This is a genomic window from Priestia sp. 10L35 (genome assembly GCF_056395685.1).
This window is the reverse complement of record NZ_JBFTKA010000004.1, coordinates 112,872-128,295: the sequence shown is the minus strand read 5'-3', so window position 1 is coordinate 128,295 and position 15,424 is coordinate 112,872. Positions and strand designations below refer to the sequence as shown.

Here is a 15,424-nt window from a genome sequence, read left to right as displayed (position 1 = left end):
GAATCTCCTTTTACATTTTGGTCAAGCGAAGTACGCGAAATTGAAGAAACGTTAAAAGAGCAATTACAATCATAAATACAACTGAAATGGCAGAGGCATAGCCGAAACGAAAATTAATAAAAGCTTCGTGATAAAGAAGTGTCGAAAGAATTTCAGTTGAGTTGGAGGGACCTCCATTTGTCATTGCAATGATTAAATCAAATGCTTTAAAACTTTGTATGGTCGTATAAGCTACAACCATTGTCGTAGCTGGAGCTAACAGAGGCCACGTAATGCGCTTGAATTTTTGCCATCGTGTTGCTCCATCAATACTAGCAGCTTCATATAACTCACTGGGAATAGCTTGAATTCCAGCTACAAAAATAATAAGCATTTGACCAGTATGTGCCCAAAATTGTACAAAAGCCAAGCTGTAAATTGCGATATGTCCATTTCCAATCCAAGACTGGGTCCAATGCTCAAGGCCTATTTTACTTAAAAATAGGTTAACTCCTCCAATGTTGGGGTCATACATAAAGTTCCACGTGAAGGCAATCGACACGGACGAAATAATCGTCGGTACAAAAAAGAGTGAGCGATAAAATGTATTCCATGCAGAATTTTTATAAAGTAAAAGTGCAAATCCCAAGCTCAATAACGTTTGAAAGATCAGCACGCCAATTGTGAACTTTAAGTTGTTTGTAAGAGACTGTGTAAAAATAGCATCGTTTGTTAAAATTTCTTTGAAGTTTTGAAGCCCTACAAATGAGAACTGAGAAGACAATCCATTCCAATCAGTTATGCTTAAAAATAAAGCAGAAAGCGTTGGCAAGGCAAAGAAAACAGTATATATGATAAAGCCGGGAAGTAAAAACAACCATAGATGTCGGCTTTTAGAGATACTTTTAAATGAAAAGAGAGGAAAAGAGAACGAAGGGGTTCTCTTTTCTTCTTCTTGAATAGACGTATTAGTTTTTAGCGACACGTTCTACCTCTCCTTGTGCTTTTTCAGCAGCTTTTTTCGCTGACATACCGGATAGTACGTCCTGTACAGATGTTTCAACAGCTTTTGATACGCGCTCATTTAAAATTGTAAATCGAGGTTGGAAGACCGTTTTTTTGTCTTTCCATTTTGCGCTTTCTTTGAGTTCAGGTGAATCATATTTCACGTCTTTGACCGTTAATAACTGGCCAGTAGCATTCGCATACTCAGAAGAAATCTTTGGATCTGCAAGGAAAGTTAAAAATTTCTCAGCAGCTTCTTTGTGTTTTGATTTTTCAGCAACACCTAATAAGAATGTCGTGGTATGAACACCTTCGTATTTTGCTTTATCTTGATTCACTGTAATCGGTGCAAGCAAACCTTGATCAATCTTCGGATTTTGCTGTTTGACTGTAGCCATCATATAAGAACCTTGAGCAAGCATTGCGCCTTTTTCCTGAGCAAAAAGTGCTGCAGCACTTTCTTTTTTCGTACCAAGAGCATCTTTTTGGAAGTAACCTTTGTCATTTAATTCTTTAATTTGAGATAGAGTTTTGGTAAACCATTCATCAGTTAGCTTGCGCTTGCCCGTTTCTACTTCGTGAAGGGCGTTGTTTGTAGGTTCGTTATTCATAATCATTGGATTAATAAATTGAGAAGGACTTACGTCTCCTGAAAATAAGATCGGCGTGTATCCATTTTTCTTTAATGTTTCAGCTGTTTTTAAAAAGCTATTCCAATCTTTAGGAACATCTAAATTTAATTTTTCAAAAATGCCTTTGTTATAGACAGGGATGTTATAGACTAGCTGATAAGGAAGAGCATATTGCGTATTATCCGCTTTACCCGCTTGGATTAGCTTTTCGTCAAATTTGCTGAGTAAGTTTTGGTCGTCCAGCTTTGCAAAACCGTTTGCTTTGCGAATCGTTTCAAATTGACTTCCTGGAAAACTAGCAAATACATCGATACCTTCTCCAGATAGTAGAGATCCTTGAATTTGTGATTGATAGGAATCAGAAGGAAAGACGGTCATTTCTACATGAATGTTTGGATTTTTCTTTTCAAATTGCTCAATGATAGAATCAAAAGCTTTCGAATCTTCTCCTCGCCAATGCGTAAAGTTAATGGTTACTTTTTTAGAAGAGTCGCTGCTGTCGCCGCTTGTTGAACTGTTTTTGCCGCAGCCCGCGATGATCACGGTGAGCATTGCTAACAGAATTAATAATTTTTTCATTTTAGTTCCCCCACTTATAGAATTCATTTTAGATAGTTATTGGTCAATTTTAATACGGTTGGTAGATGCTTGATCAAAGAAATGAGCATGATTCATTTGAAAATGAAATGGAAAGTGCTGATGAACTTGAATATGTTCATCCCCAGGGATTTTAGCCACAAAGAGCTGGTCTCCTAAACTACTGTATAGTATGTACTCTGCTCCTAATAACTCAGACACATCTACCGGTAATGAAATATGAGGAGCATCAGAAGAGGCCCGCGTAATATGCTCAGGTCGAATTCCTATAGTAACGAACTGATTGTTGTAGCCTTTTTCATGTAACGAATGCATTTGATTTTCTGTCAGTTGAAACTCATGTTCACTGATGTGCAGTTTACGGTTCACTACTTTCCCTGTGAAAAAGTTCATTCCCGGTGATCCTATAAAACTAGCTACAAACGTATTCTCTGGAGCATTATATACTTGCATAGGTGAACCTATTTGCTGAATTTTTCCGTCTTTCATAACTACAATTCTGCTTGCCATCGTCATCGCTTCTGTTTGATCGTGGGTTACATAAATAATGGTCGTCTGCAGCTTCTGATGAAGCTTACTAATTTCAGCTCGCATTTGTACGCGAAGCTTCGCATCAAGGTTAGATAAAGGCTCATCCATTAAAAAAATTTGGGCATTCCGTACAATGGCTCTTCCTAAAGCCACCCGCTGACGCTGCCCTCCTGATAACGCTTTTGGCTTGCGTTTTAAATAGGGTTCTAAGTCCAAAATACGAGCCGCTTCACGAACGCGCTCATCAATTTCTTGTTTTGGGACTTTGCGGAGCTGCAAGCCAAATGCCATGTTGTCGTAAACTGTTAAATGAGGGTAAAGCGCGTAGTTTTGAAACACCATTGCAATATCTCGGTCCTTAGAAGGTAAATCGTTTGCACGATCTCCATTAATAAGCAATTTTCCTTCTGTTATCGATTCAAGGCCAGCGATCATTCGAAGGGTAGTGGATTTGCCGCACCCTGAAGGTCCTACAAATACAATAAATTCTTTGTCTTGAATATGAAGATTGAAATTATCAACTGCAAGACTATCTTTTCCGTATTTTTTATACACATGCTGTAACTGCAGTTCTGCCATTTTTTCTCCTTTCAGCAGGCTTTTAAAAAAATAAAAGCCTCTAATTGCACAGACGGATGGTACGTGTATCTGGCAATTAGAGGCTATCGGTTGACCGGTAAGCCTGTATTATGTAGTTTTGAGTGATTGAATCTGTAAGTAATTTTAAAATATATTATTCCTATATGTCAAGTGAGAATTAAAATATTTTAATAAGTTCGATTATTTTCTTAAATGAAAGAAGCCACTTATTAAGCTAGAGATGCTGGTTTTGAGAATAAAATAAACAGCTGGTGTATAGAATGATAGTATTCACTTTTATAGTAAGCACTACAGAGAGAGGATGTTTATAAATGGATAGAAACACGGAGTTCACTATGATTCGTCAAGCGTTGGAAAACAGCTATCATTTAATGCAGCAGGGAATAGAAGTAAGCGGAGAGACGCTTACTCAGCTGGAACAAGCAAAAGCCGAGTATGAAGCGGCCTTTTTATTGTCTCAGTCCACGGACTCAAAATTCCGCTGTAATTAATTTTTAATAGCACTTATTCCGTTTGCGTTCTACACTCAGCTTTTATACAAAAAGGTTCTGTCCTTACAGGCAGAACTTTTTTATGTTCAGCTCTTTTTATTGACATTTTAGATAAAGTAGTCAATAATTAAGTTTTGCTTACATGAGAAATTTACTAGATAAAAAGAAGTGAAGCTAATTTTTATTGATAGATATTTACATAAATAAAGGAGTCAGTATCGATGATGAGAGAGCGGTTGCCTTTTACAATTGAGCGGGATGAAAACTTTTTTGACAAATTAAATGAATGGATAGGTGATGTTTTTTATGATCATCTTCCAGACGCTGGGTTAGAACTTCGGGATGAACAAATTTTTATGGCTTTTCAAATCGAACGAGCTTTTAAAGAAAAAAATGTAATCTTTGCAGAAGCAGGTGTAGGAACAGGGAAAACTATTGTGTATTTACTGTACGCTATTTGTTATGCAAGGTATATTGGCAAGCCAGCTATTATTGCCTGTGCGGATGAAACATTAATTGAACAGTTAGTAAAAGCCGAAGGAGACATTGCAAAGCTCTCTGGTATTTTAGATATTAACATGGATGTTCGCCTAGCAAAATCTCAAGATCAGTATCTGTGTTTAAAGAAATTAGATGCTGTGACAGCACGAACAGATAATGAAAACATTGAAGAAATTTACGATACGCTTCCTGATTTTGTTCATGATCATAGCGGTATGCAGTCGTTCTATCACTACGGAGACCGTAAAGAATATCCTCATTTAACGGATGAGGAATGGAATCAAATTAACTGGGATACGTTTCAAGACTGCTCTTCCTGTGAGCAGCGTCATAGATGCGGCTTAACGCTTTCACGTGAGCACTATAGAAAAGCACATGACTTAATTATTTGCTCTCACGATTTTTACATGGAGCACATTTGGACATATGAAGCCCGCAAGCGTGAAGGACAGCTTCCCCTTCTTCCTGAAAGCAGCTGTGTTGTATTTGATGAAGGTCACCTGCTGGAATTTGCTGCACAAAAGGCTTTAACATATCGCATTCAAGAAGATACGTTAGAAAACTTGTTAACGCGTCTATTAGAAAATGACGTGCGAGAAGAATTTGCTGTGAAGATCGAGCATGCTATCGATGTATATGCAATGTTCTTTGACCGTTTAAGTGAAGCAAGTACAGAAATCGTTGGTTCTAGCCGTAAAGAAGTAGCCCGTACAAACGGATTACAAAGTGTAGGAAAAGAACTTTTATCGCTGCTTGAGCATATCGGAAACGAGCTTGTGTTTGAGAGTGAGACCTATACAGTAGACGAATATACGCTGCGAATTGTAGATGAGTACCTGGATCAAATTGATTATTCGCTGCGCTTATTTATGGACAACGAAAATGCCATCTACTGGGTAGAAGAAAATAACTGGCAGCTGACGTTGGTTATTATGCCGCAAGCAGTAAAAGACGTCTTAAAAGAACGAGTATTTGCGAAGAAAATACCATATATTTTCACTTCTGCCACTCTTTCAGATAACCAATCGTTCGATTATTTAGCATATAGCTTAGGAATTGCAAAGCCGCTTTCTTTTTCTGTTGAATCGCCATTTGATTATGATGAGCAAATGAAAATTGCGGTAAAAAATGTTTCGGATGATCAAGAAGAAGCGTTTGCTGAAAAATTCGCCTGTGCTGTTGCACAGCTCGAAAAAACGAACGGACGGGCACTTTTACTGTTTAACAGCAAAGAAGAACTAGAGATGTTCAAAGAAGTTTCCAAAGAGTTAAATCAGTACACATTTTTATTTGAAGGCGATCAAGAAATCAGTAAATTAGTATCTCAGTTCCAAAGGGAAGAAGAAACAATTTTATGCGCTGTTCATTTGTGGGAAGGATTGGATATTCCTGGACCTTCGCTATCTAATGTAATTATTTGGTCTCTGCCGTATCCACCAAATGATCCGGTCTTTGAAGCAAAGCGCAATCAAGTAGTCGATCCATTCTGGGATGCAGATATGCCTTATATGCTTCTTCGCTTAAAGCAAGGAGTTGGAAGACTGATTCGCTCTCATAACGATAAGGGTCTAATCACGATCTTTATGCCAAAAAGCACAGATTCAAAAGTGCGTTCAATCATTGAACAAAATGTCCCAACGAAAATAGAAAACATATAAAAAAGCGCGGTTGTAGCCGCGCTTTTTTATATGCATAATAGATTGAATATTCAGTTACATACACGCCGTTACTATTATGATAAAATAATTTATGGTGAAATAAGGAAAGTAAGGAGGAAAAACAATGAGAGAAGACATACAGAAAATTGAGAAACAGTTTTATGAATACATGAATAAAATCAAAAGTTATCACGAGGTAATCGGAGTGATGTACTGGGATTTGAGGACGGGTGCTCCAAAAAAAGGGGCGGATCAGCGTTCTGAAGTTATTGGCATGATGTCATCAGAAGCGTTCAATCTTTCTGTTTCTGATGAAATGGCAGGTTTTATTGAGAAATTAACGAACCCTGAGTCACAGCCTTACATAAACGATATTACGAAAAAAGCAGTGGAAGAATGTAAAAAAGAATATGACTTAAATAAAAAGATTCCTCCGCATGAATATAAAGAATACGTTACGTTAACTTCAAAAGCGGAGTCGGTTTGGGAAGACGCAAAAGAAAAAGCAGATTTTGCTTTATTTCAACCGTACCTCGAAAAAATTGTAGCGTTCAATCAGAAGTTTGTGGAGTATTGGGGTTATGAAGGAAACAAATATAACCGTTTATTGGACCTTTTTGAACCGGGGATGACGGTTGAAATCTTAGACGAGGTATTTGGAAAGCTACGGGAGCATATTGTGCCTCTTGTTCAGCGAATCGCCGGGTCGAATACAAAGCCAAATACGGAATTTTTATTCCGTACTTTCCCAAAAGAAGCGCAAAAGCAATTTAGTCTAGACGTGTTAAAAACGCTTGGCTATGATTTTGAAGCGGGGCGACTTGATGAAACAGTCCATCCTTTTGCTACTGGCCTAAATCCGGGAGATGTGCGCATCACGACTAAATATGCCGAAAACGATTTTCGAACGGCTATTTTTGGAACAATTCACGAATGCGGCCATGCTTTATATGAACAGAATATTTCAAAGAATCTTGTCGGTACGGTTCTATGTGAAGGTACTTCAATGGGAATTCATGAATCACAGTCGCTGTTTTTTGAGCAGTTTGTCGGGAAAAATAAAGCATTTTGGCAGCATCATTACGACGTACTAAAAAAGCATGCGCCGGGACAATTTGACGATGTAGTTTTAGAAGATTTTTACCGAGGAGTAAATGAGGCGAAACCGTCGCTTATTCGTATTGAAGCAGATGAGTTAACGTATCCTCTTCATATTATGATTCGCTATGAGATTGAAAAAGGATTAATAAACGGAGAATATAAAGTTGCAGATTTACCGGAAATTTGGAATGAGAAATACGAAGAATATTTAGGAGTTCGTCCAAGTCACGATGGAGAAGGCGTGCTTCAGGACGTACACTGGGCTGGAGGAAGCTTTGGGTATTTCCCTTCCTACGCTCTTGGCTATATGTACGCAGCGCAGTTTAAGCATACCATGTTAAAAGACTTGCCTAATTATGATGAACTTCTCGAAAAAGGAGAAATTTCGCCGATTACAAATTGGCTAACAGAACATATTCATCAGTACGGAAAAATGAAAAAGCCTCTTGAAATTTTAAACGATGTAACGGGAGAAGGCTTAAATGTAGATTATTTAATTCAGTATCTAGAAAAGAAATATGGAGAAATTTATCACGTATAAAAAGCGCTATAACCGAATATTATGTTTTGTATCGCAAGTAAATGTTCGAAAATATCTGTTTTAGATATTTTCAAATAAAAGATTTGCTGATATAATACAATTAACTCAATAACGCACTCATATAATGACGAGAATAAGGCTCGTAAGTATCTACCAAACTACCGTAAATAGTTTGACTATGGGTGAGCGATGAAGTTTGTTTTTCACTTTTGTGCGTAACAGCTCAAAGACATTGCTCTACTCATATACGAGTGCAGCTATGTTTTTGAGCTTTTTTAATACAAACGTTGGAGGAACGAACTATGAAAGCTTTGCAAAACAAAATTTTAACAGATGGTATCGTATTATCGGACACGGTTTTAAAAGTAGACACATTTTTAAACCACCAAATGGATCCTGTATTAATGAAAGAAATTGGAGAAGAATTTGCTTCGCGTTTTGAAAATGCAGGAATTACGAAGATTTTAACGATTGAATCATCAGGAATTGCTCCAGCGATTATGACCGCATTGAAGCTAAACGTTGAGATGGTGTTTGCTAGAAAAAGAAAATCTTTAACACTTCAAGACGGACTCATTACATCAAAAGTATATTCATTTACAAAAAAAGAAGAAAATGAAATTTCAGTTGCTGATAAATTTATTCGAGAAGATGACGTGATTTTAATTATTGATGACTTTTTAGCAAACGGCCAAGCTGCATTCGGCTTGATGGATATCGTGCAAAAAGCAGGTGCTAAAGTAGGCGGCATTGGTATTGTTATTGAAAAAGCGTTCCAAGATGGAGGAAAACAAATTCGTAAATCAGGCGTTAAAGTAGAATCATTAGCACGCATTCAGTCTTTATCAAATGGTAAAGTGACATTTGCTGAAGATAAACCAACAGTGGAGGTTTAATATGAATAAAGGAAAAGTCTTTTCACTTGGTTTACAGCATGTTTTAGCTATGTACGGAGGTGCGATTGTTGTTCCGCTTATTGTTGGAGGAGCCATTGGCTTGACTCAGCAGCAGCTTACGTATTTAGTGGCGATTGACTTATTTATGTGCGGTGTGGCAACGTTACTGCAAGTATGGAAAAATCGTTTTTTTGGAATTGGTCTTCCAGTTGTATTAGGGTGTACGTTTACTGCCGTAGGACCTATGATTTCAATTGGAGGTTCTTACGGCGTTTCCTCCATATATGGTTCTATTATCGTGGCTGGTTTACTCATCGTCCTTCTTTCTGCTTTTTTAGGTAAATTGGTTAAGTTTTTTCCTCCTTTAGTTACAGGTTCGGTTGTAACGATTATTGGAATTACGTTAATTCCCGTAGCGATTAAAGATTTAGCCGGAGGAGAAGGAAGTAAAGATTTTGGCAGCTTGAGCAATTTAGGTTTAGGTTTTGGCGTTTTGCTATTAATTATTGTTCTGTACCGATTTACAAAAGGGTTTATGCGATCCGTCTCTGTGTTATTAGGATTAGTTGTTGGAACAATTGCAGCGTCTTTTATGGGAAAAGTCGATTTTTCCGGCGTAAAAGAAGAAGCGTGGGTTCATATGCCACATGTGCTGTACTTTGGGATGCCAACTTTTAATATTATGGCCATTCTGACAATGTTTCTTGTTTTACTTGTTGGCATTGTCGAGTCAACAGGCGTTTATTTTGCTGTTAGTGATATTTGTAAAAAAGAAGTGGATGAAAAAGATTTGTCTAAAGGCTATCGTGCAGAAGGATTGGCGATTTTATTAGGCGGATTTTTTAACGCATTTCCTTATACAGCGTACTCTCAAAATGTAGGACTTTTACAGTTGTCAGGTGTTCGCACAAGGAATGTTGTATTTGCAGCGAGTGGAATTTTAATCGTTTTGGGTTTTCTACCTAAAATCGCAGCCGTGACGACAGTTATCCCGAGCTCTGTACTTGGAGGAGCAATGGTAGCTATGTTTGGAATGGTAATTTCTTCAGGTATTAAAATCCTTAGTCAAGTTGATTTAGCCAAACAAGAAAATCTTCTTGTGATTGCATGTTCGGTTGGCATGGGTCTAGGGGTGACGGTTGTGCCTGAACTCTTCAAAAACTTACCAGAGAGTCTTCAAGTGCTTACTGGAAGCGGTATTGTAATGGGGAGTTTTACAGCAATCTTTTTAAATATTGTCTTTAATATGATGAAATCACCACGTACGCAAGTTGCAGAAACAAAGTTAACAAACGAAGTAGTATCGAAATAAAAAGAGGCTAGAACAAAAGTATTTTAGTTAAAAAGATCCGAACGATTAATCGTTCGGATCTTTTCATTGTCATGGGGCGACAAGCGATCCATAGTAAATCATTCATCCAATTTGTTCGTCTTTCCTATTAAGACCGTGTTTTGAAAAACAGTGTATAAAGCATTTTCCCCACGTCAGGGTTTTTTGCCACTAATGAAATTTCTCTTTTGAATTTGAAGTCTGTAATGGGTAACGCTTTAATGTTTGAGCTTTGTAAATGGCGCATAAAAATTTCAGGGAGAATTGAAATACCTAAATTAGCTGAAATAAACCCCATAATACTTTGCGCAAATTCAATTTCATTGACAATGGAAATTTTTAAGTTATGACGCTTGTACGCTTTTTCTACTAGTGTCCGAACATCGCACCCTGGGGGAAGGACTACAATGGGTTCTTCTTTAAAATCTTCAAATGATACGCTTTCTTTTTCGGCTAACGGGTGCTGATCATTCACAAATAAATAAAAGTCTTCTTTGAACAATAGTTTTGACCAATAAGTATGTTGAACCTCTCGATCATCAAATAAAGCCCCGTCAATTTGATTGCTTTCTAACTGCTCCAATAAATCATAATAGTGATGCGAGATTTTTATATCAATATGGCGATTGTGGTCTTTAGCAGAAGCCAGTTGATAAGGTAAGTAAAAAGCAGCCATACTTTGCCACGTTCCGATAGTTAAATCACAGACTTCTTGCGTAGACACTAATTTTTTTTGAAGAGCATGAACGCTTGATAGTATGGATTCACCTTCTTGTAAAAGGATTTTACCTGCTGAGGTTAATTCTACTCCTGTAGCGGAGCGAATAAATAATGTTACTCCTAAATTTTCTTCTAGTTTTCTCATTTGCTTACTGAGCGCGGGCTGCGTCATATGCAGCTGTTCGCTTGCTTTGCTTAAGCTTTTTGTTTTGGCTGTTTCAATAAAAGACTCAAGCCATTCTGTTTTCATATTTATCACCTATAACCTTTTGTTATACCCATAGTATAGAAGGGAAGTTCTCATAAATCAATGAAGATGCTAGTGTATATAGTGTAGTTAACACAGCACAAAGAAATTCACACAACTAGGAGGATGAATGATGTATCCAAACAAACTATATATTAACGGTGAATGGACAACAACAGAAGAGAAAATTGATGTGATTAATCCAGCAACAAAAGAAGTAATAGGACAAATTCCAAAGGCAGGCGCAAAGGAAGCAGCACTTGCCGCTGATGCAGCGGCTGCAGCTTTTAAAACATGGTCGAAAAGAACCGCTCAAGAGCGCAGTGCTATTTTAATGAGATGGCATCAACTAATTGAAAATCATAAAGATGAACTAGCAGAAATTATGACAATGGAACAAGGCAAACCATTTGCAGAAGCAAAAGGTGAAGTGCAGTATGGTAATGATTATATTGCTTGGTTTGCTGAAGAAGGAAAGCGTGTATACGGTGAAACGATTCCAGCTCATCATACGCATAAACGTATTACGGTTAAAAAACAGCCTGTCGGCGTTGTAGCAGCTATTACACCATGGAACTTCCCTGCAGCAATGATTACGCGTAAAGTGGCCCCAGCTCTTGCAGCAGGATGTACAATTGTTCTAAAACCATCTGAAGAAACACCATTTACAGCATATCGTTTAGTAGAGCTCGCAGAAGAAGCGGGAGTTCCAAAAGGTGTGATCAATGTTGTTACTGGAGATGCAGCAGCTATTGGTGACACATGGCAAAAAGACGGACGCATTCGCAAATTAACATTTACTGGTTCAACAGCGGTTGGTAAACATTTAATGCGCGGTGCTGCGGATACTGTGAAAAAATTATCGCTGGAATTAGGCGGTCACGCACCGTTTATCGTAACAGAAAATGCAGATTTAGACGCTGCTGTAAACGGCGTAATTGCTTCTAAGTTTGTCAACGCAGGTCAAACGTGCATCTGCACAAACCGCGTATATGTACAAGAATCCATTGCAGATGCTTTTGTTGAAAAATTTGTAGCAAAAGCGGCGGAATTAACAGTAGGAAATGGATTAGAAGAAGGTACACAAGTTGGACCGTTAATTAACGACAAAGCGGTTGAGAAAGTAAAAGCACAAATTGCGGATGCAAAAAGTAAAGGAGCTAAAGTTGTGGTTGGCGGACAAGCTATAACAACTAAAAAAGGCTTCTTTATGGAGCCGACAATTATTACAAATGTAACTGATGACATGAATTGCATGTTTGAAGAAACGTTTGGACCATTGGCACCTGTAGCAACATTCAAAACAGTAGAAGAAGCCGTAGAACGAGCAAACAATAGCCCTTATGGTTTAGCCGCTTACGTATTTACAGAAAACATTAAAGAAGCAACGTTTGTATCTGAAGAGCTAGAATACGGCATTGTAGGAGTAAATGATGGCTCTCCATCTGCAGCTCAAGCTCCATTCGGCGGCTTTAAAGAAAGTGGTCTTGGACGCGAAGGAAGTCATTACGGCATTGAAGATTATTTAGAAGTAAAATATATCTCAATGGGACTTTAATAAAAAGTAGAGACTGGGACGAAAATATTTTATTCGAAGTGAAATACGAACTAGCAACTAATAATCAAAATTATTGGTTGTTAGTTCGTATTTTTTTGTTGTGGAGATAGACGTAGCTTTCATGTGTTTCGTTGTGTCCCAGCCTCTTTTTTATGCACTTTTGTAAAGAAAATTTGGAATAATAGTTCTTTAACGCAATTAATTGCATTTCTAGAATGTCTGTGCAAGAATAAGTATTTCAAAAATGGTTTAGCTTTGTTTAAAGCGTGGGTAATACAACAAATGCACATGATTGCTTGTTAGATGAAATAAAAAGCAGAACTTTACCACTGATAAATTACCCAAGCTAGAACCAAAATAGTAGTACTGAATGGTGAAAAATATAGGAGTTGATATAGATGATTACAGCAGAGAAAAACATAGTGAAATTTAAAGCAAAAGACGGACGTGAAGTCACTATTCGCCCTGCACAGGCCAGCGATGCAGAGCATATTACAACAGCGGTAAGAGAAATTATTGAGGCTGGGGAATTTATTCAAAAAGATGAGCCGCGTACAGTCGAAGAAGAGCAAGATTTTATTGCATTAGTAGAAAAGAACAATCACATGTACGTTGTAGCTGAAGTCGAAGGTGAAGTGCTTGGAATTGCACGTGTTCTTAGAGGCGAAATTAAAATGAAGAGCCACACGGGGCTCTTCCGTACATGGCTTATTTCAAAAGCACAGGGAATGGGAATAGGAAAACAGTTTATGAATTATACGCTAAACTGGTGCAAAGAAAATCATCTTCATAAACTTTCTTTAACTGTGTTTGCTTCGAATAAAGTGGCATACGAATTGTATAAAAAGGTAGGATTTGAACAAGAAGGCGTTATGAAAGAACAAGCTTATTTCAACAATGAATATGTAGATGAAATCTATATGTCCATTTTCTTTTCATAAAAAATAAGCACTTATTTTCGTCAATCCATAAATTGTATCTGTACATTCAGATTATTTGCGCTATAATAAAAGTGCACAACAAACATACACTTCTTCAAAACGTAGACTTTCCTGAGTTACAGGAAAGTTTTTTTATGTTTCGCCTCCATTCCACTAAAAAAGAATTGAATAAATCCCCAGCTATTACAAATGTTAAATGTAACGCAATCAAAGAGGTGAAGTGTATGCCAAAGATTATCTCGGTTGGATTTGGAGTTCCCCCTTACGAATTAACTCAGCAAGACACGCTGCTATTTGCAAAAGAACTTTTTTCCGAATCATTTAAAGATATTAATCGTCTGCTAACCGTTTTTCAAAATGGTCAAATTGAGAAACGTAATTTTGCCAAAGACTTATCTTGGTTTCAAGAAGACCATACATTCGAAGAAAAAAATGATGCTTTTATAGAATCTGCTGTTGAATTAGGTACAAAAGCAATTGAAGACTGCTTAACAAATAAGAACCATGTAAGTACCCCTTTGCCGTGTGGAGAAATTGAGGCTGTTTTTTATGTTTCAACAAGCGGTTTAGCTACGCCTAGCATTGAAGCGCGAATTATGAATAAGCTTGCGTTCTCAGACCATACAAAAAGAATTCCTATTTGGGGATTAGGGTGTGCTGGAGGAGCGTCTGGGCTTTCAAGAGCTTATGAGTATTGCAAAGCCTTTCCGCGTGCCAAAGTCCTTGTTTTATCCATTGAGCTTTGCAGTTTAACTTTTCAGCGAAATGATCGTTCAAAAAGCAACTTAATTGGTACGTCTTTATTTGCAGATGGAGTAGCGGCTGCTTTAGTCGCAGGTGACGAAGCTGATACCACTTTTGCTCTTGCAAAAAGCTATCCTAACATTTTACATACACAATCGACGCTCATGCCCAATTCAGAAGATGTAATGGGGTGGGAGATTAAAAATGATGGACTATTTGTTGTCTTTTCAAAAGACATTCCCACGATTATCGATTCGTGGTTAGGCGGAGAAGTTGAGTCATTTTTACAAACTCAGCATTTGACCAGTCGCGATTTGAAGCATTTTGTTGCTCATCCTGGAGGGAAAAAAGTGCTTGAAGCATATGTATCAACGCTGTCGTTAAACGAAAATATGATTGCTGATTCCCTAGATGTACTTAAAAACCATGGAAACATGTCTTCGGCAACCGTTTTGTATGTGCTAGACCGCTTTATGAAGAAAGAAATTCCGAGTAAAGAATATGGTTTATTAACAGCTCTTGGCCCTGGATTTAGTTCTGAAATGCTTCTATTAGAGTGGAGGTAAAGCGATTGTTTTTTTATAGCTTTTTTGTATTTATTATCTTACAGCGTCTATGTGAATTGGTTATTGCCAAAAGAAATGAAGCTTGGATGAAGAAGCAGGGAGCATACGAAGCTGGTCAAAGTCACTACAAATGGATGGTAAGCATGCATGCCGCTTTTTTTGCTGCTCTTTTTACGGAAGTGTATGTGTTAAACGATGGAATGTATCACTTTTCTTTTTTGTTGTTTAGCTTTTTTGCGCTTGTGCAACTTGCAAGAATATGGGCTATTTCTTCGTTAGGAAAGTATTGGAATACAAAAATTATCGTTTTGCCTAATGCGAAGGTTGTGCTAAGAGGTCCTTATCGTTTTATGAAGCACCCTAACTATACAGTAGTAGCGGCAGAATTGGTGTTAGTTCCGCTTATGTTTCAGGCATACTGGACGTTAGCTATTTTTTCTGTTTTCAATTTGTGTATATTAGCCGTCAGAATTCCCTTAGAAGAGCAAGCGTTAACGAATGAAACAAATTACGGCGAAGTGATGCAAAACAGGGGAAGTTTCTTTCCTGTAAAAAAATCTTAAAACTAATTGAAAATGATTATCTTTCATGATAAGATGAAACAAATGATAAAGATTATCAATTTCATCAAGTAGAAACGGTGGTGGACGTAATGGTTAGTCTTTTTGTGATCGGAGCACTTGCTACATATGTTGGCGTCACAACGTATGTAATGAAAAATATTGAAAAAGCCCAAAAGGCGTAACATACATGCGATGAATAAAAAAAGCTGTCAAATTATTGACA

Annotated in this window: 13 protein-coding genes and 1 riboswitch; of the genes, 9 read left to right on the top strand and 4 right to left on the bottom strand. The window is 37.5% G+C overall.

What is annotated here, in order from left to right:
* Positions 1-10 precede the first annotated feature (10 nt).
* Genes AC1DEF_RS16220 through AC1DEF_RS16210 form a run of 3 tightly spaced genes read right to left on the bottom strand, consistent with a single transcriptional unit; the run spans position 11 to position 3,323 of the window.
* Positions 11-964: a carbohydrate ABC transporter permease gene (locus AC1DEF_RS16220; RefSeq protein ID WP_043979440.1), complete on the bottom strand. Its 954-nt coding sequence runs from the start codon at positions 962-964 to the stop codon at positions 11-13.
* Positions 948-2,195 carry an ABC transporter substrate-binding protein gene (locus AC1DEF_RS16215; RefSeq protein ID WP_097823962.1) on the bottom strand — a complete coding sequence of 416 codons (1,248 nt, stop codon included), beginning with the start codon at positions 2,193-2,195 and terminating at the stop codon, positions 948-950. The genes AC1DEF_RS16220 and AC1DEF_RS16215 overlap by 17 nt, the downstream gene beginning before the upstream one ends.
* 36 nt (positions 2,196-2,231) lie before the next feature.
* The gene (locus AC1DEF_RS16210; RefSeq protein WP_477727437.1) at positions 2,232-3,323 is read right to left on the bottom strand and encodes an ABC transporter ATP-binding protein; all 1,092 of its coding nucleotides are present in this window, start codon (positions 3,321-3,323) and stop codon (positions 2,232-2,234) included.
* A 332-nt stretch (positions 3,324-3,655) separates the two neighbouring features.
* Here AC1DEF_RS16210 and AC1DEF_RS16205 point away from each other — a divergent pair, with 332 nt between their 5' ends.
* The 5 genes from AC1DEF_RS16205 (at position 3,656) to AC1DEF_RS16185 (ending at position 9,844) form a co-directional block, all read left to right on the top strand.
* Positions 3,656-3,835 carry a hypothetical protein gene (locus tag AC1DEF_RS16205; RefSeq protein ID WP_016763491.1) on the top strand — a complete coding sequence of 60 codons (180 nt, stop codon included), beginning with the start codon at positions 3,656-3,658 and terminating at the stop codon, positions 3,833-3,835.
* Between the two features lie 221 nt (positions 3,836-4,056).
* Positions 4,057-5,994 carry an ATP-dependent DNA helicase gene (locus tag AC1DEF_RS16200; RefSeq protein ID WP_427075439.1) on the top strand — a complete coding sequence of 646 codons (1,938 nt, stop codon included), beginning with the start codon at positions 4,057-4,059 and terminating at the stop codon, positions 5,992-5,994.
* A gap of 124 nt (positions 5,995-6,118) precedes the next feature.
* Positions 6,119-7,636, top strand: coding sequence for a carboxypeptidase M32 (locus AC1DEF_RS16195; protein ID WP_477727436.1), 1,518 nt, complete (start codon positions 6,119-6,121; stop codon positions 7,634-7,636).
* A 97-nt stretch (positions 7,637-7,733) separates the two neighbouring features.
* Positions 7,734-7,835: riboswitch (purine riboswitch) on the top strand.
* Between the two features lie 103 nt (positions 7,836-7,938).
* On the top strand, positions 7,939-8,532 hold the full coding sequence (locus tag AC1DEF_RS16190; RefSeq protein WP_028414042.1) for a xanthine phosphoribosyltransferase: 594 nt from the start codon (positions 7,939-7,941) through the stop codon (positions 8,530-8,532).
* A gap of 1 nt (position 8,533) precedes the next feature.
* Entirely contained in the window at positions 8,534-9,844 is a 1,311-nt protein-coding gene (locus tag AC1DEF_RS16185) for a nucleobase:cation symporter-2 family protein (protein WP_013082372.1), read from the top strand.
* A 127-nt stretch (positions 9,845-9,971) separates the two neighbouring features.
* Here AC1DEF_RS16185 and AC1DEF_RS16180 read toward each other — a convergent pair whose 3' ends face one another.
* A complete protein-coding gene (locus AC1DEF_RS16180) occupies positions 9,972-10,832 on the bottom strand; it encodes a LysR family transcriptional regulator (RefSeq protein ID WP_097823959.1) in 861 nt (286 codons plus the stop codon).
* A 130-nt stretch (positions 10,833-10,962) separates the two neighbouring features.
* Here AC1DEF_RS16180 and AC1DEF_RS16175 point away from each other — a divergent pair, with 130 nt between their 5' ends.
* From AC1DEF_RS16175 to AC1DEF_RS16160, 4 genes are all read left to right on the top strand, one after another.
* Positions 10,963-12,387: an NAD-dependent succinate-semialdehyde dehydrogenase gene (locus AC1DEF_RS16175; RefSeq protein ID WP_377575828.1), complete on the top strand. Its 1,425-nt coding sequence runs from the start codon at positions 10,963-10,965 to the stop codon at positions 12,385-12,387.
* Positions 12,388-12,785: 398 nt separating this feature from the next.
* Positions 12,786-13,328, top strand: a complete 543-nt coding sequence (locus tag AC1DEF_RS16170; protein ID WP_318331114.1) for a GNAT family N-acetyltransferase — start codon at positions 12,786-12,788, stop codon at positions 13,326-13,328.
* A gap of 224 nt (positions 13,329-13,552) precedes the next feature.
* Positions 13,553-14,638 carry a type III polyketide synthase gene (locus AC1DEF_RS16165; RefSeq protein ID WP_043979421.1) on the top strand — a complete coding sequence of 362 codons (1,086 nt, stop codon included), beginning with the start codon at positions 13,553-13,555 and terminating at the stop codon, positions 14,636-14,638.
* Positions 14,639-14,643: 5 nt separating this feature from the next.
* Complete coding sequence (locus AC1DEF_RS16160) at positions 14,644-15,201, top strand: isoprenylcysteine carboxyl methyltransferase family protein (protein WP_230184562.1); 558 nt, start codon at positions 14,644-14,646, stop codon at positions 15,199-15,201.
* Positions 15,202-15,424 lie beyond the last annotated feature (223 nt).

Bases quoted from the DNA above. Each gene is read 5' to 3' on its own strand.
- AC1DEF_RS16175 (WP_377575828.1), top strand. From the start codon at position 10,963: ATGTATCCAAACAAACTATATATTAACGGTGAATGGACAACAACAGAA.
- AC1DEF_RS16190 (WP_028414042.1), top strand. From the start codon at position 7,939: ATGAAAGCTTTGCAAAACAAAATTTTAACAGATGGTATCGTATTATCG.
- AC1DEF_RS16205 (WP_016763491.1), top strand. From the start codon at position 3,656: ATGGATAGAAACACGGAGTTCACTATGATTCGTCAAGCGTTGGAAAAC.
- AC1DEF_RS16195 (WP_477727436.1), top strand. From the start codon at position 6,119: ATGAGAGAAGACATACAGAAAATTGAGAAACAGTTTTATGAATACATG.
- AC1DEF_RS16200 (WP_427075439.1), top strand. From the start codon at position 4,057: ATGATGAGAGAGCGGTTGCCTTTTACAATTGAGCGGGATGAAAACTTT.
- AC1DEF_RS16165 (WP_043979421.1), top strand. From the start codon at position 13,553: ATGCCAAAGATTATCTCGGTTGGATTTGGAGTTCCCCCTTACGAATTA.
- AC1DEF_RS16180 (WP_097823959.1), bottom strand. From the start codon at position 10,832: ATGAAAACAGAATGGCTTGAGTCTTTTATTGAAACAGCCAAAACAAAA.
- AC1DEF_RS16185 (WP_013082372.1), top strand. From the start codon at position 8,534: ATGAATAAAGGAAAAGTCTTTTCACTTGGTTTACAGCATGTTTTAGCT.
- AC1DEF_RS16215 (WP_097823962.1), bottom strand. From the start codon at position 2,195: ATGAAAAAATTATTAATTCTGTTAGCAATGCTCACCGTGATCATCGCG.
- AC1DEF_RS16210 (WP_477727437.1), bottom strand. From the start codon at position 3,323: ATGGCAGAACTGCAGTTACAGCATGTGTATAAAAAATACGGAAAAGAT.
- AC1DEF_RS16170 (WP_318331114.1), top strand. From the start codon at position 12,786: ATGATTACAGCAGAGAAAAACATAGTGAAATTTAAAGCAAAAGACGGA.